Consider the following 21,758-nt stretch of genomic DNA (forward strand, 5'->3'; position numbering starts at 1 on the left):
ACCCATAAGCAAAAAGCGGGAGAAGGATGACCTTCTGCCGCTTTTTTTTAGAGAATAAGAACTTATAGATTTTCATGTACTACGAATGAAATACAATTCGGCTGCAGGCTACAGCAGTTCCTTTACAGCTGCAATTGCAGCCTCGTAATTGGGATGCTCGGACATTTCGCCGAGGTACTCCACATAAGCCAAAGTATCGTTTTTGTCGATTACGAAGATGGAACGCATGTCCAGACGGAATTCTTTAATCAGGACGCCGTAGGCTTGTCCAAAGGCTGCTTCCTTGTGATCAGACAGTGTGATGACCCGGTCAATGCCGGCTGCGCCGCACCAGCGGGCTTGGGCGAACGGAAGATCCATACTGATGGTGAGAATAACGACATCATCGCCGAGCTCTGCGGCCTCGCTGTTGAAGCGGCGGGTCTGCGCATCGCATACACCGGTATCCAGAGAAGGCACCACGCTGATCAGCTTGATTTTGCCGGCGTAATCACTGAGGGAAGTATCTTCCAGCAGATTCTTGCTCACTGTGAACTGTGGTGCGGAATCTCCGGCTTTGAGCTGCGGACCCACCAGTGTGATGGGGTTGCCTTTAAATGCGGCCACGCCTGTTCTTTCTTGCGTCATATCCTTGGTTCCTCCTTGAATTGCAATATTGGATTCTTACTGCCACAATAAATTATAATCTTTTTAGAAGCTGGATGTCCAACCGACAACTTACATAAAGGGTGGGTGTTATGATATTCATACGATATGAAAAGTGGAGAAGCTATCTCCGGTATTATCCGGTAACCTGTTTGCTTATTTTGGCGAATGTGATTATGTTTATTGTTCTGACGTTAAACGGCGGCTCCACAAATATCCAGACACTGATTGATTACGGGGGAACCGTTAATGTCAGCCCGCTGAAAGAGGAATTGTGGCGTTATGCGACAGCGATGTTTCTGCACAATGGCTTTGCCCATCTGTTCTTTAACTGTTTTGCGTTGTTGGTGTTTGCTCCGCCTTTGGAACGGCTGATGGGCTGGTGGCGCTACGCGCTGCTCTATCTGGCGGGAGGTTTCCTTGCCAATCTTCTGGGAGTCGCGGTCAGCAGCCGTTCAGTGGTGGATTACGGTACGGTGTCAGTAGGGGCTTCAGGAGCGATCTACGCCGTATACGGCGCATTCCTCTATATTGCGCTGCTGCAGAGAGCGATGATGGATGAGAGCTCACGTAAGACGTTGTACGGGCTTTTGGTGATGGGGATTATTATGTCCTTCGCTACACCTCATGTGGACTATACAGCCCATATTGGCGGCCTCGTGGCCGGGTTCTTTCTTTATGGACTTATTATACGGGTATTCAAAAAAAACCGAAGGTAGGAGGTGTTGGATTCGTGGAACTTAGACAGCTGCAATATTTTTTGAAGGTAGCACAAAAAGAGCATGTTACCAGAGCGGCAGAAGAGCTGCATGTGGCGCAATCTGCGGTTAGCCGCCAGATTCATCAGCTGGAGCAGGAGCTTGGAGTGGACTTATTCATGCAAAAGGGGCGCAATCTGCAGCTCACCCCGGTGGGGCAGCTTTTTTGCAAACGGGTAGAGTCGGTGCTGAAGGAATTGGAGCGCTCGGTAGCTGAGGTGCATGAATTTCTGGACCCGGAGCTTGGAGAGATCCGCATCGGATTTCCGCATAGCCTGGGTACGCATCTTATACCTTCCATTGTGGCGGAGTTTCGCCGGCATTATCCTCAGGTTAAGTTTCGTTTCAAGCAGGGGTCTTTTCCGTCTTTGATTAAAGACGTGCTGTCCGGTGAAGTGGATCTGGCTTTTATTTCTCCCTTCCCCGAAAATGACGGTCATGTGGCCGGAGATATTGTAATGACAGAAGAGCTGTTTGCGATCCTTCCGCAGAATCATCCGCTTGCCGGAGAGAAGGTAATCCGGCTTGAACAGCTGCGGGAAGAAAAGTTCGTCTTGTTCAGCCAGGGATATTCACTGAGGCCGATCGTATGGCAAGCCTGCCTGCAGGCAGGGTTTAAGCCGCAGATTGCTTTTGAGGGCGGAGAGACTGATACCATACGGGGTTTGGTTGCCGCTGGCATGGGAGTGAGCCTGCTGCCGGAAACGGCATTGTATCAGACCAATCCTATGCAGCCGGCTCAAGTGAGGGTGATAGATCCCGTTGTGACCAGAACGGTGGGAATCATTCACCGCAGTGAGGGCAAGCTGCCGCTGGTAGCCCGCTCCTTCCGCACTTTCCTGCTGACATATTTCAAAGATAGAAATAACAATACCCCGGTCGGCTCGTAGCCTTCCGGGGTATTTGCTCTGTATATCGACAGCGGGTTAACTAGATGGTTTAATCACGATTTCCCAAGAACATCATGATCAGACGCAGCAGTTCAAGCAGGGAGACCAGAGCGGCAGCAACATAAGTTAAGGCAGCTGCATTCAGGACCTTGGCTACGCCGCGCTCTTCCTCGTTGCGGATGTAGCCTTGCTCAACCATGACCTGGCGGGCCCGGCTGCTGGCGTTGAATTCAACCGGCAATGTGACAAGCTGAAAGGCTACTGCAGCCGAGAAGAAGATAATACCGAGACCAATAAGATTCAATGAGCTGAAAATAAATCCTGCCAACAGCATGAAGGGGGCTACGCCGGAAGCGAAATTGACAACCGGGAACATCCGGTGGCGCAGTGTGAGCATTGGATAATGTTCTTTATGCTGAATGGCATGGCCGATCTCGTGACATGCGACAGAAACAGCGGCGATGGAGCTTTCATAGTATACAGGCTCCGACAGGCGCACAACCCGGTGGACCGGATCATAATGGTCGGAAAGGGTGCCGCGCACAGGCTCGATCGGTACATCATAAAGGCCATTGGCATCAAGCATGCGCCGTGCGGCTTCATAACCTGTCAAACCATTCATGTTGGCAACCTTGGACCATTTATTAAAGTTGCCTTTAACTCTGAACTGAGCCCACAACGAGAATAGAAAAGCGATAATAACTAACAGGTACATCAAAGGCATCATATAACATTCCTCCACTATGGTGTAAAAATAGTATTTACATTGGCGGCCCCTGCAAGAGCAGCAGCCGGATCGCCTCCATGCACGCAACGCCCTGCGGAAGCAGTGCTGACAGCGCTCGTTTGGCTTGGACCGGTTTCAGTCCGCTGATCATCGGTTCCAGTGCCTTCACTTCGCGCTCAAGCCGCTGCATCTGCAGCTCCAGCTCCACGAGTTTATCCGAAACATCGGTTTCTGGTGCGGCTGAATTCCACTTGCTCATCATGGTTTTAATTTCTTCCAATGTATATTTCTCATGCTTTAACTGATTGATACGTTCCAGAGCGATTAAAGTTTCATGGCTGTACAGCCGATAGTTCTTCATGCTTCTGGTTTCTGGTACAATGAGTCCCAGCTTCGTATAATAATCGATTGTACGTTCACTGATGCTAGCAGCTTTGGCCAGTTCGCCAATCCGGTACAGGATCATATCCCCAAGTTCTTCTCACCTCGCTAACAGAATCCGGCCGGTTTGATCCGGCGCTCTTCTTACTATATTTACACTTATAATGATATCAAATGATAAACCGTACAGTCAAACGTGACACTTACTTTAAGTATATGCAGGGTTAAAGCCAAAGATACCTTCGGAAAAGCAGGTCTTCCTTCTATAAGATTGTACACCAAGATTGTACACCGAATGGACCTTGCGATCTGCGGCATAATAACAAGGTTGGATGGGATCTATAATTATATTACACGATGTGTCATGTTTATTGGAGTGACGGAAGAGTGCGCTGCTTCTTTTGCTCATGAAAAGAATAGGGTTCGGCAAAATAAGCGTCATTCTCTTGATATATGTTCAGGATACTTAACATACAATACAGCATCTTGGATCATTTACATTAATGAAAATACATATTCATACATGGAGAAGTCCGTTTTTGCTGTATGCGTTTGCATGAATAAGTTTTGCTGATCGGCTGGAAACCTGTGATTCAACAACGAAAATGCGTAGCTACAGGCAAACAGTGAAGAAATCATGTGCCTCAAGAAATAAATCGCAACATTCATAAAAATAGTCTTGTCAATTTACCTGACTTCTGATTATAATGACATTAAGAGTTTCACGCTTTGTTAGAAAATATAACATTGGGGAGTGGGGTAAAGAATGAAAAAAAAGATGATAATGATGTTTCTGGCCATGATTACACTGATGGTCTACCCGGTCAGCGCATTTGCCGCTGAAGGTCCGGCAGCACCGGATCTCCAAATCGGATTGGATACGGCGTTTACTTTCCTGGCATTTATTCTTGTATTCTTTATGCAAGCGGGGTTTGCGATGCTTGAAGCCGGTTCGGTCCGGATGAAGAATGCAGGCCACGTAGCTGGTAAGACCGTATTGACACTCGCAATTGCCAGCTTGTGTTTCTGGGCACTGGGTTTTGGCCTGGGCTTCGGTAACGGCAACGGGTTCTTCGGAACTACAGGCTTCTTCTATGGTGGTGAAACACAAGCAGCATCATTCGATTCCCTGGCATTCTCAGATGTAACCTTAAACGTTAAATTCCTCTTCCAAATGGCTTTTGCCGCAGTTTCTCTGGCCATCGTATCCGGTGGTATGGCGGAACGCGCTAAGCTTAGTGTATACATTATCTTCGGAATTCTGTTCTCTGTAGTTATCTACCCTGTCGTAGCTCACTGGGTATGGGGCGGCGGCTGGTTGGCTGAACTGGGTATGCAGGACTATGCAGGTTCAACGGTTGTCCATCTTACAGGTGCAACGGCGGCTGTAGTCGCGACAATCTTGCTGAAACCCCGTCTTGGCAAGTTCAACAAAGAAGGCAAGCCGGTTATTATTCCGGGACATAACCAAGTATTCACAGTACTCGGTGTTATCATCCTCTGGTTCGGCTGGTTCGGATTTAACCCTGGTAGCGCGTTGTCTCCAATGGGCGGATTCTTCGGCCACGTAGCATTGACAACTAACCTGGCAGCTGCGGCTGGCGGTCTGGCTGCACTGATCGCTTCTTGGCTCTACTTCGGCAAGTCGGATATCCCGGCAATGCTGAACGGTGTTCTGGCTGCACTGGTTGCAATCACAGGCGCTTGTGCATTCGTAGTGCCTTGGGCGGCAATTCTTATCGGGTTTGTAGCGGGAGCATTCACTTTCATGACTTCACAATGGCTGGAACGTGCCGGCCTTGATGATCCAATCTATGCCTTCTCTGTACATGGTATCGCTGGGATGTGGGGAGCGGTGTCCACCGGGTTGTTCGCAACACCTGATCTGATCGCGGAAGGCGCGCTTGTTGGTAAACCCGGATTGTTCTACGGCGGCGGATTCCACCAGCTCGGCGTACAGGTGCTGGGTGTGGCAGGTACCTTTGTCTTCGTAGCAGTTCTGTCCTTCATCATTCTCTACGTAATTAAGTTGGCTATCGGCTTGCGTGTTACCGAAGAGGAAGAATTGATGGGCCTTGATATCAGTGAACATGGTACTTACGGTTATCCTGAACAAATGAAACTGATTGCAGAATCGGAATCCAAGACCCTTAAAAATTAACTACTTCATAGATGGGGGGCGGACCGAGTGGCTTCGATGGAGTCAGCAGAGTGGAATGAAGATAATAATTATTTGTCCATCGCAACGGCCGGTTCGCCGCAGGAGCTTAAGGCAAGGCGCACGGCCTGTCAAACCGTACTTCTGGTACAGTTAAACGTTGTTCCAATCGGGGAATGGATGACTCGTGTCAATGCAATGCATGACAGTATTGCGAAGGCGGCAGTAATCATATGTGAGGCGCAGATGAAAGAGGCGGGCTACGGCCCGCCTCCCTGCGCCTATTCCTTTATTGTGTTTGGCAGCGCAGGCAGGCAGGAAGCTACGCTCTGGAGTGATCAGGATAACGGCCTGATTGTGGAAGGGGAACCGGATGGGCTCAAGAAGAGTTATTTCCGGGCCTTTGGTGCGATGTTGTCGGATTTATTTGAACAAGTGGGTTATGAGAAATGCAGCGGCAAGGTGATGTGCTCCGAGCCGCTCTGGTGCAAGACACTGACGGAATGGAAAGAACAGCTGCAGAGCTGGATGCACCAGCTGGAATGGGAGCCGATACGTTATCTGATTATTTCCTCCGATATGCGCCATGTAGCCGGGAACGCGGAGTTATCCGCGGAGTGGCGGGAGGCTTTTCATGCCGGATTTATCGGCAACGAGAAGCTGTCCGCGGCGGTATTGCGCAATACAGTCCGCCACAAGGCGACACTAAATCTTCTTGGACAGGTACTGACGGAACGGTTCGGCGATTATGCCGGGGGATTTGATGTCAAATATGGTGTTTATATTCCGCTCGTGAATATTGTTAGACATTTGTCTTTATTTGAGGGAGTCTGGGACAGCTCCACGCTGAAGAGGCTGGAAGTATTGGGGGCGCTTGACAAGTACCAGCACCTTGAAGAGATCCGCCGGGCATTTTTGACCGCACTGCGGATGCGTGCGAACACTCCCTACAGTGTAAACGACGGCTTGTTGTCCAGCAGTGATTATATTGCTGAAAGTGATCTGAAGAATAAGCAGCTCATGTCCGAGCTGCGGGAAAGTCTGCTGCTTGTCAGGCGCCTGCACAGGGCACTGCAGCGTCAGCTCCGGTCAGCGGAAAGGAGACAGTCATGAAGGAGCCGAACAAAGGCGGCGGATTCTGGAACAACCTGAGACAAGGCGGAATGCCGTCCGCCATCGCGTCGATGAGAGGCGGGGAATCGGCACAGCAAACGGCGCAGCAAATGGCCTTTATCCGTTCCCTGATGCGCGAGAAACGGCGTCCTGAAGTGCTGCATACCCCTCTCGCTGAACTTGAGACCGTTATTTTTGACCTGGAAACGACAGGTTTCTCCCACCAGCATGGGGATGAGATTATGTCGTTTGGTGCGATTCGTGTAGTAGGGGAAGAAATAAAAGAAGATGAATGCTTTTATACACTGGTAAACTGCCAGACGGCGATACCGGATAATATCACCAAGCTTACAGGAATTTCCAAAGAGATGACATCCGCTGCACCTTCGTTAATGGACGGGCTGCATAATTTCATGTCCTTTGTGGGCCAGCGGGTGCTGGTGGCGCACGGAAGTGCACATGACAAGTCTTTTCTGAATGCTGCATTATGGAAAACCTCCAAAGTGCAGCTTACCCACAGAGTGCTGGATACGATGATGCTGGCCCGCTGGCTTGAGCCGCACCGCAGCAATTATACGCTGGATGAACTTCTTGCCGTACACGAAATTCCGATCCAAGGGCGGCATCATGCGCTGGAGGATGCCAAAATGACTGCGCGGTTATGGGTGTCTTATCTGAATGAGATCTCCCAGAAGCGGCAGGTTGATACCTTGGGAGATCTTTATGCTTATTTAAGCAGAGCATAGAGCGGAGCATGCAGCAGCCTGTAACCCGCTGTTCCACTTGAATCAGGCAGCCGGTTGATATGAAAGCCCCTCAACGTTATTTCCTCATTCTTGTCCGTACCCGGAGAACCGATCAGGTATACCTTGAATTCGGGACCCAGTGCGCTTAGTCCCTTAATGTCGGAGGGAGAAGGCCAGGGGGCAGAATGGGGATGGGAGTGGAACAAACCGACAGGGGCGGGGTCGTTATAGAGTGCCTTTACCCATTCGCGGGGATCGGGAACGAAGGCATGCAGCGGGTCAGGCGCTACGTTGCTCATGGGGACATAGTCCTTGATGTGCATGCCGCCCGCTGCGGCAGCACCCAGCAGTACGCCGCAAGCTTCATGCGGATAACAGGTCAGCAAATGCTTCCCCAGCATGAGCTGTACGGAGCTATCCAGTCTGATGGGCTGGGTTTTTCCCTGGTATGCTGTCATATATTCACCCCTCTCTCTTCATAGGATTTCGTCTCTGACGGAATCCTCTTTTTTTGGTACAGAAGAAGCTGATTTTACTTGGATGTAAAGGATGGTTTGAAACTGCACATATTGGGGGTACAATAGGAGCAAACCATCCCATTTGCAAAGGAACGGTCTTCCCATGAGAGCTGTGAATAAACGAAATGTAACTGTTGTGGCCTTGATTGTGATATTGGCCGTTCTCGTAATTGCGCATGAATTCAGGGCTGAGCCCGAGTCAGTACCAGTAGTGCAGCAATCAACCAAGCTGGAAAGCGGTGCAGGTGCTGGCTTGCTGGCTCCCCCCTTCACTTTGCAGGGAAACGACAGCACTGTTTATGACGTAGGAGGACCTCGGGAGAAGGCGCTGATGCTTAATTTCTGGGCTTCCTGGTGTGAACCATGTCAGCTGGAGGCTCCAGAGCTGAATGCAATGGCTGTTAAATATAAGAATGTTCTTGATATTTATGGAATCAATGTGACCAGCCAGGATTATAAGCCCAATGCCGAACGTTTCATCAAAAAATATATGCTGTCCTTTCCGGTCATGTTTGATCTAAAGGGCAAGGTGTTCGATAAATATAACGGTGCGGTGTTTCCTACCAATGTGTTGATTGACAAAAATGGGGTAATCTCCGAGATCATTCTCGGTGTCTTGACTCCCGAAGAGCTGGAGAAGAAAATCATCACACTAACCGGCTCTTAAAGAAACGGCAACTATTAAAGCCCCCCTGCGGAACGGGTGTTTTCCCGGCTGCAGGGGGGCTTTGTCAGAGGCATTTGTGAGGCCGAATCTTTAATGGTTGACTAAGCCTCTAGGCTCACTGCTGGACTTCTTGTCGTTTTCGCGTGAGATTTGTCCCAAAAGGGCATAGCGCATACTGTCGACCAATGCTTCCCAGCTGGCCTCAATGACATTGCTGGATACTCCAACCGTACTCCAGGTATTAGTATAATTTCTGGATTCGATCAGAACCCGTACCTTCGCAGCGGTCTGATCCTGTTCATCCAGCACGCGAACCTTATAGTCAGAGAGATGCATCTCATCCAATTGCGGGAAGTAGGGCAGCAGTGCCTTGCGCAGGGCGTTGTCCAGCGCGTTGACCGGGCCGTTGCCTTCTGCAGCGGTATACAGGTTCTCTCCGCCGGCCTTCAGCTTGACGAAGGCCTCGGAAACGACCGGACTGCCGGCTGTCTTCTCCACAAGCATTTTGAACGATTCAAAAGTGAACAGCTCGTTCATCTCGCCGGTGGCTTCACGCAGCAGCAGCTCTAGTGAGGCGTCGGCACCTTCGAATTGATATCCCTGATGCTCCAGGTTCTTGATCTTGTCAATCACCTTGCGGGCCTGCTCGCTGCTTGGGTCAAGACTGAGGCCCATATCCTGGGCTTTAGACAGGACATTGCTCTGGCCGGCCAGCTCAGAGACCAGCACGCGCTGTTTGTTGCCCACCAGTTCAGGAGCAATATGCTCATAGGTACGCGAGTCGCGCATGATCGCAGAGACGTGAATGCCGCCTTTGTGGGCGAATGCGGCCGTTCCAACATAAGGCTGATTAACCGGCATATTCACATTGGCAACTTCGCTCACGAAGCGTGCGGTGTTGGTCAGCTGGGGGAGGGAATCCCCCGGAATACAGTGATAGCCCATCTTAAGCTGCAGAGTGGGAATGATCGAGCACAGGTTGGCGTTGCCGCAGCGCTCACCATAACCGTTGATTGTGCCTTGCACCTGCCGGGCACCTGCGCCAATGGCACTGAGCGTATTGGCGACCGCAAGCTCACAATCATTATGGGTATGGATACCCAACGAAGCGCCCGGAAGGATCCCGGCCATACCGGATACAATGTCTTGAATCTCATTCGGGAGTGTGCCGCCGTTTGTATCGCACATGACCAGCCAGTCCGCACCGGCTTCCCGTGCTTTAGCCAGGACGGCAGCTGCATACTCCGGATTGTTCTTATAGCCGTCGAAGAAATGTTCGGCATCGAAGATCACTTCGAGGCCTTTGCGTTTCAGATAAGCGATGGAGTCGCCGATCATCGCCAGATTCTCTTCTAATGTAGTTTGTAGGGCAGTATGCACATGGAAATCCCACGATTTCCCGACCAGAGTAGCCGCCGGTACGCCGGCATCAATCATTCTTTGGAGATTGTCGTCGTTCTCGGCTACAGAGTTCTTGCGCCGGGTACTGCCGAATGCGGTGATTTTGGCATTTAAATGAAATTCCTTGACCCTTTTGAAAAATTCGATATCCTTATTGTTGCTTCCCGGGATGCCACCTTCAATGTAGTGCACACCCAGATCATCGAGTTTTCTGGCAATCTTCAGCTTATCATCCGCCGACAGGCTGATGCCTTCGCCTTGGGTGCCGTCGCGTAGTGTCGTATCGAAGATGGAGATGGACTTAGACATGGGAGTCCTCCTAAAAGTTTTGTGAGAATGGCTTCCTGGATTTACTCCGTACAGAATTTACTTCGGAAGCATCCGCTTAAGGGAAATGAATTTTTATATTATAGCATTTTTACGCGGGAATGTAACAAAGAACTTTACAGCGTTTCTGCTTTTGTTGACCTTCCGGCAGTTGAAGAGGTATGCTAAATCCGACAATGGAAACCCTGAAGATAAGAAGGTAGATATTGTGCAGAACGTGGATCAGTATTACCCAACGAGCGGCAGGGTTATTCTGCATGTGGATATGAATGCTTTCTACTGCTCAGTGCATGAGGCGGAGGATCCGGAGCAATACAAAGGCAAACCGACGGCGGTTGCCGGAAGCGTGGAGCTGCGAAGAGGGATTATTGTCACCTGCTCCTATGCTGCACGCAGGCTGGGAATCTCAACAGGCATGCAGGTGCAGAAGGCACTCCGGATTTGTCCATCCTTAATTGTTATTCAACCGAACTTTCATCTATACCGTAAGTATTCGAATGCATTCATGCAGATTGCCTACAGCTATACTCCGCTGCTTGAAGCAGTCTCAATAGATGAATGTTATCTCGACATTACCGGCTCCAGACAGTTCGGGACTCCACTGGAGATTGCCGGGGCCATCCAGCGCAGGATCATGGAGGAGCTTGGACTGCCTTGCTCCATTGGGGTTGCCCCCAATAAGCTGCTGGCCAAAATTGCCTCGGATCTGAAAAAGCCCAACGGAATCTCCGTCCTCCGGCTGCGTGATGTGCCGGATATTCTGTGGAACAAGCCATGTAATGAAATGTTCGGCATTGGCGGAAAAACAGCCGAAAAGCTCCGGAAGCTTGGCATCTACAGCATCGGCCAGCTGGCTGCGGCCGATGAGAAGATGCTGGTGGATTATTTCGGGGTCATGGGCTCATGGCTGAAACGGGCGGGCAACGGTATTGACCACGGCATTGTGAATCCCGAGCGCGAACAGAGCAAGTCGATCGGGCATACGACAACCTTGCCGAGAGATGTAGTCGGTCTGGCAGAGGCCCGGCCGATTCTGCTGAATCTTAGCGACCAGGTTGCCCGGCGGCTGAGGAAGCAGGGCTTGGTGGCAGCAGGTGTGCAGCTCACGATCCGCACACCCGACATGAAGACCATTACCCGGTCGCGCCAGCTGGAGACTCCTTCGGAAAGCGCTGAAGACATCTATAAGACGGTGTGCGAGCAGTTTGCCAAGCACTGGAAGGGGGACAAGCCGGTGCGTCTGCTGGGTGTTACCCTGCAGGGACTGAGCCCCAAGGAGGACTCCGCTATCCAGCTGGATTTGTTCGATTATGAACGTCAGCCGAAGAAGGAGTCCCTGAACAAAACGATGGATATGCTGCGCAACAAATTCGGCGAGAATGCGGTGCTGACGGCCGGCATGCTCAGTGACAGCCACTCGGCCCGCCTCCGCAATCATAAGGAGCGCGGCACCTCACTGCAGAAGGACAATCTCGAAAGTGTTGATCCTGATAAAACATGAGAAAAGCCTTGCCTGGCACGGACATTCAAGCAATGGAATATGCGTCGAAAATGGAAACGAATTGAAAACTCATTGAAATTGTATTCTATTTATATTAATATGAGAAAAATAACAGGCTGCTACAGCAGGCTGTATTGTTTAACGGGAGGCAGAGAAAAAATGGCTAAATACACTTGGGTCGAAAAAGATACTTGCATCGCTTGTGGTGCTTGTGGCGCGACGGCCCCTGATATTTTTGATTATGATGATGAAGGTTTGGCAGAAGTGATCTACGAGAATGACAGCAATCACGGGTGTACTGTAATTCCGGATGATTTGTTCGACGATTTGCAGGATTCTGCAGATGGATGCCCAACGGACTCCATTAAAATTGCGGATGCTCCTTTTAATAAAGAAGGTTAATCCAGAGGTTTTTCGTTGACTACAGGATATAAGGATCGCTCAGCGCGAACCTTATATTTACATAAAGACATCTCTTCGCCGGCGTAAATTCGGTTGGGGGATGTCTTTTTTTGATGGACTGACCGATATATATATAGAAAGAATCACAAACCCGCGGAGGCCCCGATGAAAAACTCGCAGCATCTTAAGGCGTATGTTCAGTTGCATCCTGAAAACAAGATGGCATGGTACTTGCTTGGTAAGGAATACTATAAGAACGGCCAGCAAGGCAAAGCGAATTACTGCTTCAATCAGGCCGGTGAAGTATACGAAGCTTTCGAGCACAGCAAGGTGCCGGCCGAAATGCTGCGTGAATATGAAGACGGCCTGCTTCAGGCTGCCCGGCAGCGTCACCAGAACAAGCAGAGAATGCGCCGTATTCTGCTTACGCTAGTTCTGCTGCTGCTGGTGTTTCTGCCGGATGCAGCTGCGCCGGGTACCCTTCCCGGTCCCGGTGAAACGGACAACTCGGCTCCAGAGATTGCCGGCGGAGCTCCGGTAGATTTACCGGAGGAGCTTACGGCAACGGCGGTGCCTGAGACTGGAGTACAGCCGGCCCCGGATCCGGTAAAGCTGGCTTTTACGGCACAGCCGGGGGATGCTGCCGGACCTGGCAAGGCGCTGGCGGGCTTGCTGCAGAGCAGCCAGCCGACCGGCTCAACGGCGATCCTGCGAATGGAGCGCTCCGGCAAATGGCTTATATGGAAGAAGGAGCTGCCGCTCGAGGCAAGGCTGGAGAAGAGTGAGGAAGGTCGGATTGTATACCAATCCTACAATTCGGCGGTCTGTGCCTGCCAGCCCCCGGATTCAGCAGAGCTGAAGAAACAGGCGGCAGGATGGCAGGAGGACCAGGAGGAGCTGGCAGTGCTGTGGAGCGCCATGCGATCCTACAAGAGCAGCAAGGGCGTGCTGCCGAAATCCCTTGGGGAGCTGGAGGCGCCGTTTCCGGGAAATTGGCTGGGTGGAACGACTCCGCTGATGAAAGCGAAGTTTGCCTCGCTGCGTGCAGCAGCTTCCCCGGCAGTCCCGCAGGCCCCGGCGGCTACTGCCAAGCCGGATACTGCCACGGCAACGGGGATTCCTGCAGCTGGCCAGAACGGCAATTCTTCTGGAGCAAGCGGTGATGCGGCGGCGGAAATGCCCTTTTTTACAGGACCGCTGACTATTATTGTAGATAAACAAAAACACCGCCTGGCAGTGACCAGCGGCTCGATAATTCTGCGGAACTATGAGATTGGACTCGGCGGCGACAAAACACCTGAAGGGACTTTTACGATCACAGACAAGGTGGTCAATCCGAATGGCCATGACAACGGGGAATTCGGCAGCCGCGGGATGCAGCTCTCGGACAGCAACTATGCCATACACGGCACAAATGAGCCTGACAGCATAGGCAAAGATGAATCGCTGGGATGTATCCGGATGAACCGCAAAGATGTGGAGGAATTATTCGCTATGGTACCGATGGGAACGAAGGTTCAGATTACTAAAGGGGTTCTGCCTGAGGAGCTGCTGCTTCCGGAGGAAGCCTATCCCTCTGGAGCACCTCAAAATCAGACCAACCCCCACAAAGTCTACCACTGGCTGAATTAATTACCTGCTACAAGAAATAGAACAATAATAAGAAGAATCAGCAAGGCCAGACTTACACTAATCCACAGGATTGCTTTGCGGTTGACTTCTTCCTTCTTCTGCTGGAGTGTAGGAGGTTTGCGTTTAGTTGACATACTGGTCATCCTTCTTTCTCTCTTGATCGGTGATTACCCTTACATTGTAATGCGTTTGCAAGAAAAATACTATACTCTGCATTTCGCTCGCAGACATCACCTGGGCAAAAAACTTTTCTTTTCTTCCCGAAACGGATAAAATTAAGAAGAAACCTATAGAAACGGGGAGTCGCGGGACATCACGTATTATCCCTTGAAGGAGCGAGAACGGTGCTGTATCGAAATTTAGGTAAACCAATTTTCTTTAAAATGGACCCGGAGAAGGCACATCATCTCGTCATAGGCGGTTTGAACAAAGCGGCCTTGGTTCCGGGCGGCAGCGCGGCCATGCGCTTGATGTACGGCGTTCCAGAGACAGCCGATCTTGCGGTAGACCTGTTCGGTCTGCATTTCCCTACTCCGGTGGGTCTTGCAGCAGGACTGGATAAGAACGCTGAAGCGGTGGGCGGCTTCTCATCAATTGGCTTCGGATTTATGGAAGTGGGTACGGTTACGCCCAAGAGCCAGCCGGGCAATGACAGCCCGCGGTTATTCCGTCTTCTTCCGGACGAAGCGCTGATTAACCGGATGGGCTTCAATAATGAAGGCGCAGAGGCCATGGCCCAGCGGCTGAAGGTGCTGAAGAAACGCAGAATTCCTGTGGCGGTCAATATCGGGCGCAATAAAGTGACCCCAAATGAATCAGCACATGAGGACTACCGGCAGTGTATCCGTACGCTTTATCCGTACGGTGATTTTTTTGTGGTTAATATCAGCTCTCCGAATACACCGGATTTACGGAGTCTCCAGCATGGCAGTGAATTATCGAACCTGCTGGCCCAAGTGAAAGAAGAAATGGAACTCCAGCGTGAGAAAAGCGGTATGGCCAAAAGTCTGCTGGTCAAGATTGCTCCCGATGTCAGCGACACCGAGCTTGAATATATGGTACATACACTCTCGGAAGCCGGTGTGGACGGCGTGATCGCTACGAACACCACACTCAACCGTGAGGGGCTGAAGAGTGACAAAGCCGGAGAGACAGGGGGCCTCAGCGGCAAACCGCTGCGCGACCGTTCCACAGAGATTATTCGCAGCATTTATCGCCAGACCGGCGGCAAGCTGCCGATTATTGGTTCAGGCGGTATTTTTACCAGCCAGGATGCTTATGACAAAATCCGGGCGGGTGCCAGCCTGGTTGAAATTTATACAGCTCTCATCTATGAAGGACCGGAGGTTAACCGCAGATTGCATGCCGGACTTAGGCAGCTTCTGCGGCGGGACGGATTCCGTAATATCCTAGAAGCGGTGGGCGCTGATCATCACTGAAGGATGAATGGACAGGAGGACGAAGGCGATGGACGGCAGGGACTGGGGAACTTTTTTGCTTCCATATGAACAGACTGTGGAGGAACTTAAGGTTAAATTCAAGACGATGCGCTCGGAGCTCAAGAAGAGAGAGGAATATACGCCGATCGAGTTTGTAACCGGACGCGTGAAGCGGCTGTCCAGCATTCTGGAGAAGGCCAAGCGGCTGAATGTGAAGATGGAAGATCTGGAGACAGGCATTGAGGATATCGCCGGCATACGCATCATGTGCCAATTCGTTGAGGATATCCGCAGAGTGGCGGAGTATATCCGTGCCCGCAAGGATCTTGAAGTGCTTTACGAGAAGGACTACATCACCAATTACAAGGAAAGCGGCTACCGCAGCTTCCATATGATTATTAAATATCCTGTTCAGACGGCTCTGGGGCAAAAGATTGTGCTCGCCGAGATTCAAATCCGCACACTGGCGATGAATTTCTGGGCAACCATCGAGCATTCGCTGAACTATAAATACCGTGAAAGCCTGCCCGATGAAATGCGGGTGCGGCTCAAGACGGCGGCAGAGGCCGCTTCCATACTGGACAGTGAAATGTCCAGCATCCGTGAAGAAATTCTAGAGGCTCAAAAAACCTTCGAAGAAAATTCCAATATGACGACTCAATTGCTCAAGGCGATTCATCAATTGTATTTCTATCATCTGGTGAACGAGGCGATTGAAAGCCAGGAACGTTTCAATGTGATCTGGCAGGCGCAGGATATGGATGCGATGAAGGAATTGCTGGACCATGTGCGTGAGCTGCTCTCTAATGCGAAGAAGGACAGTCTGCCGGATGGTCTATGAACCGCTGTATCTGGCGTACCTGGTCTATTTCAATAGAGACAGAGATTATTTTGAATGTCATGAGGTGCTTGAAGAGCTGTGGCTGGCTAAAGACCGTGATCCGCTGTACAAAGCACTTCTTCAGGTAGCGGTCGGGTTGTATCATTTCCGCAACGGGAATGTGCGCGGCGGGAGGATTATGCTGGGCGGGGCACATATTGTGCTGCAGAAGTATCCGGATGAAACGCTGGGAATTCATCTTGCGAAGCTTGTACAGGAGACTGGTGAGTATGTCCGCAAGCTGGAAGGCTATGATGAACAGCCGTTTCCCTATTATGATCTGACCCTTGAAATTGCAGATCCCGGTCTGGAAGAGGCTGTAAGGATTGCAGCTGCCCGGATTACACCCAACTTGCCGCAGCGCAGGGGGCCCCAGCGGCCGGCTCACTCACCGCACCGCAAATGAAGCATTAAATACCAGCAAGACAACAAGGAGCACTCCACCGGGGTGTTCCTTGAATTATTCATTCCTACATTCAGAAACAACAAGCAGGAGGAAAGCAACATGGCGGCACAATTGCCCGGCACGTTCACGCAGCGGATGAAAGAACTGTTGGGAACGGAGTATGAACAATTTGCGGAGACCTACAAGGAAACTCCTTATGGCGGCATCCGCGCCAATACCTTGAAAATATCGGTGAAGGACCTGCTGGCGCTAGCACCTTTTGAGCTGGAGCCGATTCCCTGGTGTCCGACCGGATTCTATACCGGGGAAGGCGCCAGACCTGGCAAACATCCGTATTACCATGCCGGCCTATATTACATACAGGAGCCGAGTGCAATGGCTCCTGTAGAGCTGCTTGATGTGCAGCCGGGTGACCGGGTGCTGGATTTATGTGCCGCACCGGGCGGCAAATCTACGCAGATCGCCGCTAAGCTGCAAGGCGAAGGTCTTCTGGTCAGCAATGATCTTCATCCGGAGCGGACCAAGGCTTTGGCCAAAAATTTGGAGCTTTACGGTGTCCGCAATGGCATTGTACTGAATGAAAGCCCGGAACGGATCGCAGCAGCATTTCCCGGGTTCTTTGACCGGATTCTAATCGACGCGCCATGCTCCGGTGAAGGCATGTTCCGCAAGGATGAAGACATGGTGAAGCAGTGGGAGCCGGGAACGCCGGAGAAATATGCGGCGATGCAGCGGGACATTCTTGTCTCTGCCGCTGCGGCGCTGAAGCCCGGCGGGACATTGGTCTATTCGACCTGCACGTTTGCTGTAGAAGAGAATGAGGGGACGATAGCCGATTTTCTGGCCGCACATCCCCGGTTCTCACCGGTTCCGGCAGGAGGCACAGGCTCTTTCGCCCCGGGGTTCGGCGAATTGCCGGAGACGGCCCGGCTGTGGCCGCATAAGGTCAAGGGCGAGGGGCATTTCATGGCCGTGCTGCGCCATGATGGAAGCCTCGCTCCGGAAGAGGAAGACGGAGACCGGGACATTGCGCTTGGGATCGCTGCGCGGAACAAGTCAGGCAAAGCATCACCTTCAGCTAAAGCAGCTGGAGGCAAAACAGAAAGAGGACGCGGCGGCAAAGGCGGCCGTGCATTCGGCAAATCCGGCAACGGCTCCGGCAGAGAACAACAAAGCATAGGAGAAGAGACACGGCTTGCCGCCTATACCGATTTCTTTAAGGAGCAGCTCGGCTGGCAGCCTGCGGGATATCCCGTGTGGTTCGGCGAACATTTGTATATCTCGCCATTGCCGAAGGAAGCCTTGGATGGACTGAAGACGATCCGTCCAGGCTGGTATGTAGGTCATGTGCGCAGCGGCCGGTTTATTCCCGGGCATCCGCTCGCTACGGCCCTGCACCCGGAGGAGAGTTGCCGCAGTCTTTCCCTGTCCGGCAGCAGCGGTGAAGCGGTCTCCTATCTTAAAGGCGAAACATTATCCATTCCGGCAGAACGACTGTCTGTGAAGTCAGGCAGTGCACTCAAAGGGTATGTGCTGGTCTGTATCGACGGGTACAGCGCAGGCTGGGCGAAGTGGCAGGACGGAATGCTGAAGAATGAATATCCGGCTGGGTGGAGGTGGACATAAGGCATGGGGGCATCGGGAAATAATGCTAAGAAACAACGGATCGATAAAGTGCTGTCCCATATGGGCGCAGGTTCCCGCAGTGATATCCGCAAGCAGGCGAAGCAGGGGCTGATTACTGTTAATGGGATTGTGGTAAAGGACAGCGGGTTTCATGTTGACCCCTATCTTGACAGGGTAGAGCTCAATGGGGAGCCGATTCTGTACCGCGAGCATATCTATCTGATGATGAACAAGCCCCCAGGTGTCTTGTCTGCTACAGAAGACAAACGGGACCGGACTGTTCTTGATTTATTAAAGCCGGCGTATGCGCAGTTCGAGCCGTTTCCGGTCGGGAGACTGGACAAGGATACGGTTGGACTGCTGCTGCTTACCAATGACGGCAAGCTCGCCCATGAGCTGCTGTCCCCGCGAAAACATGTGCCGAAGACGTATGAGGCTATCGTGGAGGGCGAAGTAGACGCAACGGATGTGGCTGCATTTGCCGCAGGTGTGGAACTGGAAGATGGTTATGTTACTCTCCCGGCACAGCTGAGAATCCTTGGCAGAGAGCGCGGCAGCAAAATCACCTCACAAATCTCCCTAACCATTACCGAAGGGAAATTCCATCAGGTGAAGCGGATGTTTATTGCGGTTGGCAAAAAAGTGACGTTTCTGAAGCGGGTGTCTATGGGGGATTTGAAGCTGGACGAGAGCCTGCCATTGGGCGCTTGCCGGGAGTTGACGGCAGAAGAGCTGAGTCTGCTCGGTGCAGACGGCCGGGAAACATGAGAAATAGCCCCGCTGCTGATTTAATACCGGCTTAATTAAAGTACGTGTTTTAGTTGACGGGGGTTTTGTAAGCTTGCATATATAGATATAAAAGACAGACAAGGATGGTGGGGTATGAGATACAAACTGATTGCGCTGGATGTAGACGGAACACTGTTGAATGATGATCACCACTTAAGTGATGAGAACAAAGAGGCAATTGCTGAGGTTACGCGGCTGGGCGGCCAGATAGTATTATGCACAGGCCGCAGCCCGCAGAACTCGATTCCATTTATGGAAGAAATGGGCCTGTCGGGGTATGTGCTGGGACACAACGGAGCGGCGACTGTCCGAGTCAATGACCGCAAAGTGCTGCATCAATTTGGGCTGGATGCCCGTGGACTCGACCCTTACATTGATTATTGCCGGCAGCATGATATCCATTTCGATGTTAATACCGCTTTTGATATGTACGTCGATAATGTGGAGAATCTGACCCAAGAGGCTAATTTTATGTACGAGCACTTCCGGATTATGCCTGCTTCACTGCCGGCCTGGGATGATTTCCGTGAACCGATTGTAAAATTCACGGTTTTCACCCAGTCGGACATTCTGGATGAAGCACAGCGTGAATGGGGCACTTGGACGCAGCAGTACAACATTTTGCGCAGCGGCGAATTTTTTGTAGACTTCATGCATCCCGAGGCTTCCAAGGGGAATGCGCTGAAGAATCTGGCTGTGCAGCTTGGGATTCCTCAGGAGGAAGTCTTATCAATCGGGAATTATTATAATGATATTTCGATGCTTACCTACGCCGGACTGGGTGTTGCGATGGAGAATTCACCACTCGAGGTCAAAGCAGCGGCAAACGCGGTTACTGGAACCAACAACGACAGCGGGGTCCGCGACGCGCTGGTGAAGTACTGCCTATCGTAATGCTTGAGAAAGTATGAAGTAAGAATAGTGTGAAGTGAGAATATAAATGTGAAAGCATAGACTGGTGCCCTGAGGCGCTGGTTTATGCTTTTTTTCTGCTTATTTGATCTGCTTTATCAATCTGCGATCACTGATAAAACATTGCTAGATATAAACAGCAGTGCACTAGAAATGCAAAAAAGCGGCTGCACCGCCCCTTAAAGGGACGGCGGGCCGCTTGGTGCCACCGTGCGTTGCTGCTTGAGCGGAATTAGACAAACAACGAACGGGAAATGATGACAAGTAAAATAAAGAGCACCAAAATCGCACCGGTCGATGTAAAGCCTGGATGTGCACCCATGTCTGATTCCTCCCTTAATTCATGTCTAGTTCCCATGCCGCGCTGTTATGCTATGGCGTCTTTGGGATAATGTCATCATATGCCGGGGGAGGCATCACGAACTGGTCAGTTGCCTATTGCTCGTCAATATGGGCTTTTAGGATCCTCAGCCCTTTGGGCAGGTGATTCTTCAGTTGACCGGAGCTGGCTTTGCCCCAGCCAACGGGAAGTCCGTCAACCGTGACCAGTGTCCAGCCGTGCAGCTCAGCCGGAACCGTCAGGCTCTCTCCGCGCAGCCAGACCTGAATTTCATGACTATCGGCCGCAAGGTCCCAGCTACGGGCAGCTTGACTGGGCTGAAGAGACATTGCCAGGGCATGGGCCGGTTCGATCCGGTTTTTCTTCAGATGGGCCACATGCAGCCCGGCCCGCGGGATTTTGAGGCCTTCGAGCAGACCGGCATGCAGGCTATCGTTAAATGTCTCCGGGAGCAGGTACAAGGATTCTCCAAAGAGCAGAGGTACACCCTGGCCGGTGAATCCTGGCAGATGCTCCGCTGCCCAGCCCAGAAACTGCTGGTAAGCATCGCGCACGGAAGAGGTTGTTCGCGGGCTGTTTTTGCCCCGTCCGCTGCCCCGTTTGCTGCGGCTATTCGCAGTTTCTTCTGCAGGTGCCTTGCGCAGCAGGGCGACGAAATGTCCTTCGCCTTTCTCCAGATGCGGCCAGAGGCGTTTCTCAGCAATCAGCTCCATATCGGGATAGTGCTCTATAAACCGGGCGATGGTATCTTCATTCTCGCTGCGGTTGAAGGTACAGGTCGAATACGCCAGGCTGCCGCCCGGTTTCAGCATGATATAGGCATCCTGCAATATATCCCATTGTCTTGCCGCACACATCTCGACATGGCCCGGAGACCATTCGCTTACAGCAGCGGGATCTTTGCGGAACATGCCTTCACCAGAACAGGGGGCATCCAGCATAATCCGGTCGAAGACCTGCGGGAAACGCCGTGACAGCTCCCCTGGAGCTGCACTGGTCACCAGTGCGTGGGAGATGCCGTGGCGTTCGACGTTTTCGGCTAGAATTTTGGCCCGCTCGGGATGGATCTCATTGGACACAAGCAGACCTTGTCCCTGCATTAGAGAGGCGATATGTGTTGTCTTTCCGCCGGGAGCGGCGGCAAGATCCAGCACCGTCTCACCGGGAAGCGGCCCCAGCAGCTCGGCCGCGGACATTGCCGAGGGCTCCTGAATATAATATAGTCCGGCGGTGTGGTAGGGATGCCGTCCGGGCCGGGCCGGATGTTCGTAGTAATACCCTGAGGGGCACCAAGGTACCGGTGTAAGGCCGAATAGTGAAACCGCATGTTCGGCAGCGCGGATGCCGGTTCCAAGCTGGCTTTTTAAAGTGTTGAATCGCAGACCCTGGGTCCGCAGCAAAGTATAGCTTTGCAGAAAAGCGTCCGCCTCCTGCCCCAGCATTTCTCTCATGGAAGTGGTATAAGCGGCGGGCAGCTGTTCTTCCGTCATCATTCATTCT

At 51.7% G+C, this 21,758-nt stretch carries 23 protein-coding genes; 15 read left to right on the top strand and 8 right to left on the bottom strand.

What is annotated here, in order from left to right; translation table 11 throughout:
• Window positions 1-108 precede the first annotated feature (108 nt).
• Complete coding sequence (gene tpx / locus H70357_RS12360) at window positions 109-627, bottom strand: thiol peroxidase (protein WP_038589666.1); 519 nt, start codon at window positions 625-627, stop codon at window positions 109-111.
• Window positions 628-737: 110 nt separating this feature from the next.
• Here tpx and H70357_RS12365 point away from each other — a divergent pair, with 110 nt between their 5' ends.
• Together H70357_RS12365 and H70357_RS12370 are read left to right on the top strand one after the other, a co-directional pair.
• Window positions 738-1,364: a rhomboid family intramembrane serine protease gene (locus H70357_RS12365; protein WP_038589669.1), complete on the top strand. Its 627-nt coding sequence runs from the start codon at window positions 738-740 to the stop codon at window positions 1,362-1,364.
• Between the two features lie 14 nt (window positions 1,365-1,378).
• On the top strand, window positions 1,379-2,293 hold the full coding sequence (locus H70357_RS12370; RefSeq protein WP_038589672.1) for a glutamate biosynthesis transcriptional regulator GltC: 915 nt from the start codon (window positions 1,379-1,381) through the stop codon (window positions 2,291-2,293).
• Window positions 2,294-2,342: 49 nt separating this feature from the next.
• Here the strand turns inward: H70357_RS12370 and H70357_RS12375 are convergent, their stop codons facing one another.
• Both H70357_RS12375 and H70357_RS12380 read right to left on the bottom strand, forming a co-directional pair.
• Complete coding sequence (locus H70357_RS12375; protein ID WP_379142704.1) at window positions 2,343-3,020, bottom strand: zinc metallopeptidase; 678 nt, start codon at window positions 3,018-3,020, stop codon at window positions 2,343-2,345.
• A 34-nt stretch (window positions 3,021-3,054) separates the two neighbouring features.
• A complete protein-coding gene (locus tag H70357_RS12380) occupies window positions 3,055-3,486 on the bottom strand; it encodes a MerR family transcriptional regulator (protein ID WP_038589674.1) in 432 nt (143 codons plus the stop codon).
• Between the two features lie 681 nt (window positions 3,487-4,167).
• Here H70357_RS12380 and H70357_RS12385 point away from each other — a divergent pair.
• The 3 genes from H70357_RS12385 to H70357_RS12395 are packed head-to-tail and all read left to right on the top strand — an operon-like array spanning window position 4,168 to window position 7,418.
• Window positions 4,168-5,562, top strand: a complete 1,395-nt coding sequence (locus tag H70357_RS12385) for an ammonium transporter (RefSeq protein WP_038589677.1) — start codon at window positions 4,168-4,170, stop codon at window positions 5,560-5,562.
• A gap of 36 nt (window positions 5,563-5,598) precedes the next feature.
• Window positions 5,599-6,672 carry a DUF294 nucleotidyltransferase-like domain-containing protein gene (locus H70357_RS12390; RefSeq protein ID WP_038599349.1) on the top strand — a complete coding sequence of 358 codons (1,074 nt, stop codon included), beginning with the start codon at window positions 5,599-5,601 and terminating at the stop codon, window positions 6,670-6,672.
• Entirely contained in the window at window positions 6,669-7,418 is a 750-nt protein-coding gene (locus tag H70357_RS12395) for an exonuclease domain-containing protein (protein ID WP_038589680.1), read from the top strand. The genes H70357_RS12390 and H70357_RS12395 overlap by 4 nt, the downstream gene beginning before the upstream one ends.
• On the opposite strand, the gene H70357_RS34305 is transcribed toward H70357_RS12395, so the two are convergent.
• A complete protein-coding gene (locus H70357_RS34305) occupies window positions 7,400-7,876 on the bottom strand; it encodes a M67 family metallopeptidase (protein WP_052091993.1) in 477 nt (158 codons plus the stop codon). The two genes, H70357_RS12395 and H70357_RS34305, sit on opposite strands and share 19 nt — an antisense overlap.
• 163 nt (window positions 7,877-8,039) lie before the next feature.
• On the opposite strand from H70357_RS34305, the gene H70357_RS12405 reads away from it, so the two are divergent.
• Window positions 8,040-8,603: a TlpA family protein disulfide reductase gene (locus H70357_RS12405; protein WP_038589683.1), complete on the top strand. Its 564-nt coding sequence runs from the start codon at window positions 8,040-8,042 to the stop codon at window positions 8,601-8,603.
• Between the two features lie 90 nt (window positions 8,604-8,693).
• Here the strand turns inward: H70357_RS12405 and cimA are convergent, their stop codons facing one another.
• Window positions 8,694-10,313, bottom strand: a complete 1,620-nt coding sequence (gene cimA, locus H70357_RS12410) for a citramalate synthase (protein WP_038589686.1) — start codon at window positions 10,311-10,313, stop codon at window positions 8,694-8,696.
• Window positions 10,314-10,539: 226 nt separating this feature from the next.
• Here cimA and H70357_RS12415 point away from each other — a divergent pair, with 226 nt between their 5' ends.
• The 3 genes from H70357_RS12415 to H70357_RS12425 all read left to right on the top strand — a co-directional run bounded on the left by H70357_RS12415 (window position 10,540) and on the right by H70357_RS12425 (window position 13,866).
• Window positions 10,540-11,832, top strand: coding sequence for a DNA polymerase IV (locus H70357_RS12415; RefSeq protein WP_038599352.1), 1,293 nt, complete (start codon window positions 10,540-10,542; stop codon window positions 11,830-11,832).
• A gap of 159 nt (window positions 11,833-11,991) precedes the next feature.
• Window positions 11,992-12,234, top strand: coding sequence for a ferredoxin (locus H70357_RS12420; RefSeq protein ID WP_038589689.1), 243 nt, complete (start codon window positions 11,992-11,994; stop codon window positions 12,232-12,234).
• A 165-nt stretch (window positions 12,235-12,399) separates the two neighbouring features.
• On the top strand, window positions 12,400-13,866 hold the full coding sequence (locus tag H70357_RS12425; protein WP_038589692.1) for a L,D-transpeptidase: 1,467 nt from the start codon (window positions 12,400-12,402) through the stop codon (window positions 13,864-13,866).
• Here the strand turns inward: H70357_RS12425 and H70357_RS36285 are convergent.
• Complete coding sequence (locus H70357_RS36285) at window positions 13,863-14,000, bottom strand: hypothetical protein (protein ID WP_179091796.1); 138 nt, start codon at window positions 13,998-14,000, stop codon at window positions 13,863-13,865. The genes H70357_RS12425 and H70357_RS36285 overlap by 4 nt on opposite strands.
• Before the next feature lie 210 nt (window positions 14,001-14,210).
• On the opposite strand from H70357_RS36285, the gene H70357_RS12430 reads away from it, so the two are divergent.
• The 6 genes from H70357_RS12430 (at window position 14,211) to H70357_RS12455 (ending at window position 19,900) form a co-directional block, all read left to right on the top strand.
• Window positions 14,211-15,305, top strand: a complete 1,095-nt coding sequence (locus H70357_RS12430) for a quinone-dependent dihydroorotate dehydrogenase (protein WP_038589695.1) — start codon at window positions 14,211-14,213, stop codon at window positions 15,303-15,305.
• A 28-nt stretch (window positions 15,306-15,333) separates the two neighbouring features.
• Complete coding sequence (locus tag H70357_RS12435; RefSeq protein ID WP_038589698.1) at window positions 15,334-16,146, top strand: GTP diphosphokinase; 813 nt, start codon at window positions 15,334-15,336, stop codon at window positions 16,144-16,146.
• Entirely contained in the window at window positions 16,136-16,591 is a 456-nt protein-coding gene (locus H70357_RS12440) for a DUF309 domain-containing protein (protein ID WP_038589699.1), read from the top strand. Before H70357_RS12435 ends, H70357_RS12440 begins: the two co-directional genes overlap by 11 nt.
• Before the next feature lie 99 nt (window positions 16,592-16,690).
• The gene (locus H70357_RS12445) at window positions 16,691-18,217 is read left to right on the top strand and encodes an RsmB/NOP family class I SAM-dependent RNA methyltransferase (RefSeq protein ID WP_038599354.1); all 1,527 of its coding nucleotides are present in this window, start codon (window positions 16,691-16,693) and stop codon (window positions 18,215-18,217) included.
• A 3-nt stretch (window positions 18,218-18,220) separates the two neighbouring features.
• Window positions 18,221-18,985 (top strand): pseudouridine synthase, encoded by a 765-nt coding sequence (locus H70357_RS12450; RefSeq protein ID WP_038589700.1) that lies wholly within the window; start codon window positions 18,221-18,223, stop codon window positions 18,983-18,985.
• A 114-nt stretch (window positions 18,986-19,099) separates the two neighbouring features.
• Window positions 19,100-19,900, top strand: coding sequence for a Cof-type HAD-IIB family hydrolase (locus tag H70357_RS12455; RefSeq protein WP_038589701.1), 801 nt, complete (start codon window positions 19,100-19,102; stop codon window positions 19,898-19,900).
• A 250-nt stretch (window positions 19,901-20,150) separates the two neighbouring features.
• Here H70357_RS12455 and H70357_RS36615 read toward each other — a convergent pair whose 3' ends face one another.
• Window positions 20,151-20,240: a YjcZ family sporulation protein gene (locus H70357_RS36615; protein WP_218642532.1), complete on the bottom strand. Its 90-nt coding sequence runs from the start codon at window positions 20,238-20,240 to the stop codon at window positions 20,151-20,153.
• Window positions 20,241-20,353: 113 nt separating this feature from the next.
• Window positions 20,354-21,748, bottom strand: coding sequence for an RsmF rRNA methyltransferase first C-terminal domain-containing protein (locus tag H70357_RS12460; RefSeq protein ID WP_038589702.1), 1,395 nt, complete (start codon window positions 21,746-21,748; stop codon window positions 20,354-20,356).
• Window positions 21,749-21,758: the final 10 nt, after the last annotated feature.

Origin of the sequence: Paenibacillus sp. FSL H7-0357, assembly GCF_000758525.1 — a bacterium.
Classification (GTDB): Bacteria; Bacillota; Bacilli; order Paenibacillales; family Paenibacillaceae; genus Paenibacillus_AQ.

Bases quoted from the DNA above. Each gene is read 5' to 3' on its own strand.
- H70357_RS12405 (WP_038589683.1), top strand. From the start codon at position 8,040: ATGAGAGCTGTGAATAAACGAAATGTAACTGTTGTGGCCTTGATTGTG.
- tpx (WP_038589666.1), bottom strand. From the start codon at position 627: ATGACGCAAGAAAGAACAGGCGTGGCCGCATTTAAAGGCAACCCCATC.
- H70357_RS12455 (WP_038589701.1), top strand. From the start codon at position 19,100: ATGAGATACAAACTGATTGCGCTGGATGTAGACGGAACACTGTTGAAT.
- H70357_RS12365 (WP_038589669.1), top strand. From the start codon at position 738: ATGATATTCATACGATATGAAAAGTGGAGAAGCTATCTCCGGTATTAT.
- H70357_RS12445 (WP_038599354.1), top strand. From the start codon at position 16,691: ATGGCGGCACAATTGCCCGGCACGTTCACGCAGCGGATGAAAGAACTG.
- H70357_RS12450 (WP_038589700.1), top strand. From the start codon at position 18,221: ATGGGGGCATCGGGAAATAATGCTAAGAAACAACGGATCGATAAAGTG.
- H70357_RS12385 (WP_038589677.1), top strand. From the start codon at position 4,168: ATGAAAAAAAAGATGATAATGATGTTTCTGGCCATGATTACACTGATG.
- H70357_RS12380 (WP_038589674.1), bottom strand. From the start codon at position 3,486: ATGATCCTGTACCGGATTGGCGAACTGGCCAAAGCTGCTAGCATCAGT.
- H70357_RS34305 (WP_052091993.1), bottom strand. From the start codon at position 7,876: ATGACAGCATACCAGGGAAAAACCCAGCCCATCAGACTGGATAGCTCC.
- H70357_RS12425 (WP_038589692.1), top strand. From the start codon at position 12,400: ATGAAAAACTCGCAGCATCTTAAGGCGTATGTTCAGTTGCATCCTGAA.
- cimA (WP_038589686.1), bottom strand. From the start codon at position 10,313: ATGTCTAAGTCCATCTCCATCTTCGATACGACACTACGCGACGGCACC.
- H70357_RS36615 (WP_218642532.1), bottom strand. From the start codon at position 20,240: ATGGGTGCACATCCAGGCTTTACATCGACCGGTGCGATTTTGGTGCTC.
- H70357_RS12375 (WP_379142704.1), bottom strand. From the start codon at position 3,020: ATGATGCCTTTGATGTACCTGTTAGTTATTATCGCTTTTCTATTCTCG.
- H70357_RS12395 (WP_038589680.1), top strand. From the start codon at position 6,669: ATGAAGGAGCCGAACAAAGGCGGCGGATTCTGGAACAACCTGAGACAA.
- H70357_RS12460 (WP_038589702.1), bottom strand. From the start codon at position 21,748: ATGACGGAAGAACAGCTGCCCGCCGCTTATACCACTTCCATGAGAGAA.
- H70357_RS12440 (WP_038589699.1), top strand. From the start codon at position 16,136: ATGGTCTATGAACCGCTGTATCTGGCGTACCTGGTCTATTTCAATAGA.
- H70357_RS12390 (WP_038599349.1), top strand. From the start codon at position 5,599: ATGGAGTCAGCAGAGTGGAATGAAGATAATAATTATTTGTCCATCGCA.
- H70357_RS12435 (WP_038589698.1), top strand. From the start codon at position 15,334: ATGGACGGCAGGGACTGGGGAACTTTTTTGCTTCCATATGAACAGACT.
- H70357_RS12420 (WP_038589689.1), top strand. From the start codon at position 11,992: ATGGCTAAATACACTTGGGTCGAAAAAGATACTTGCATCGCTTGTGGT.
- H70357_RS36285 (WP_179091796.1), bottom strand. From the start codon at position 14,000: ATGTCAACTAAACGCAAACCTCCTACACTCCAGCAGAAGAAGGAAGAA.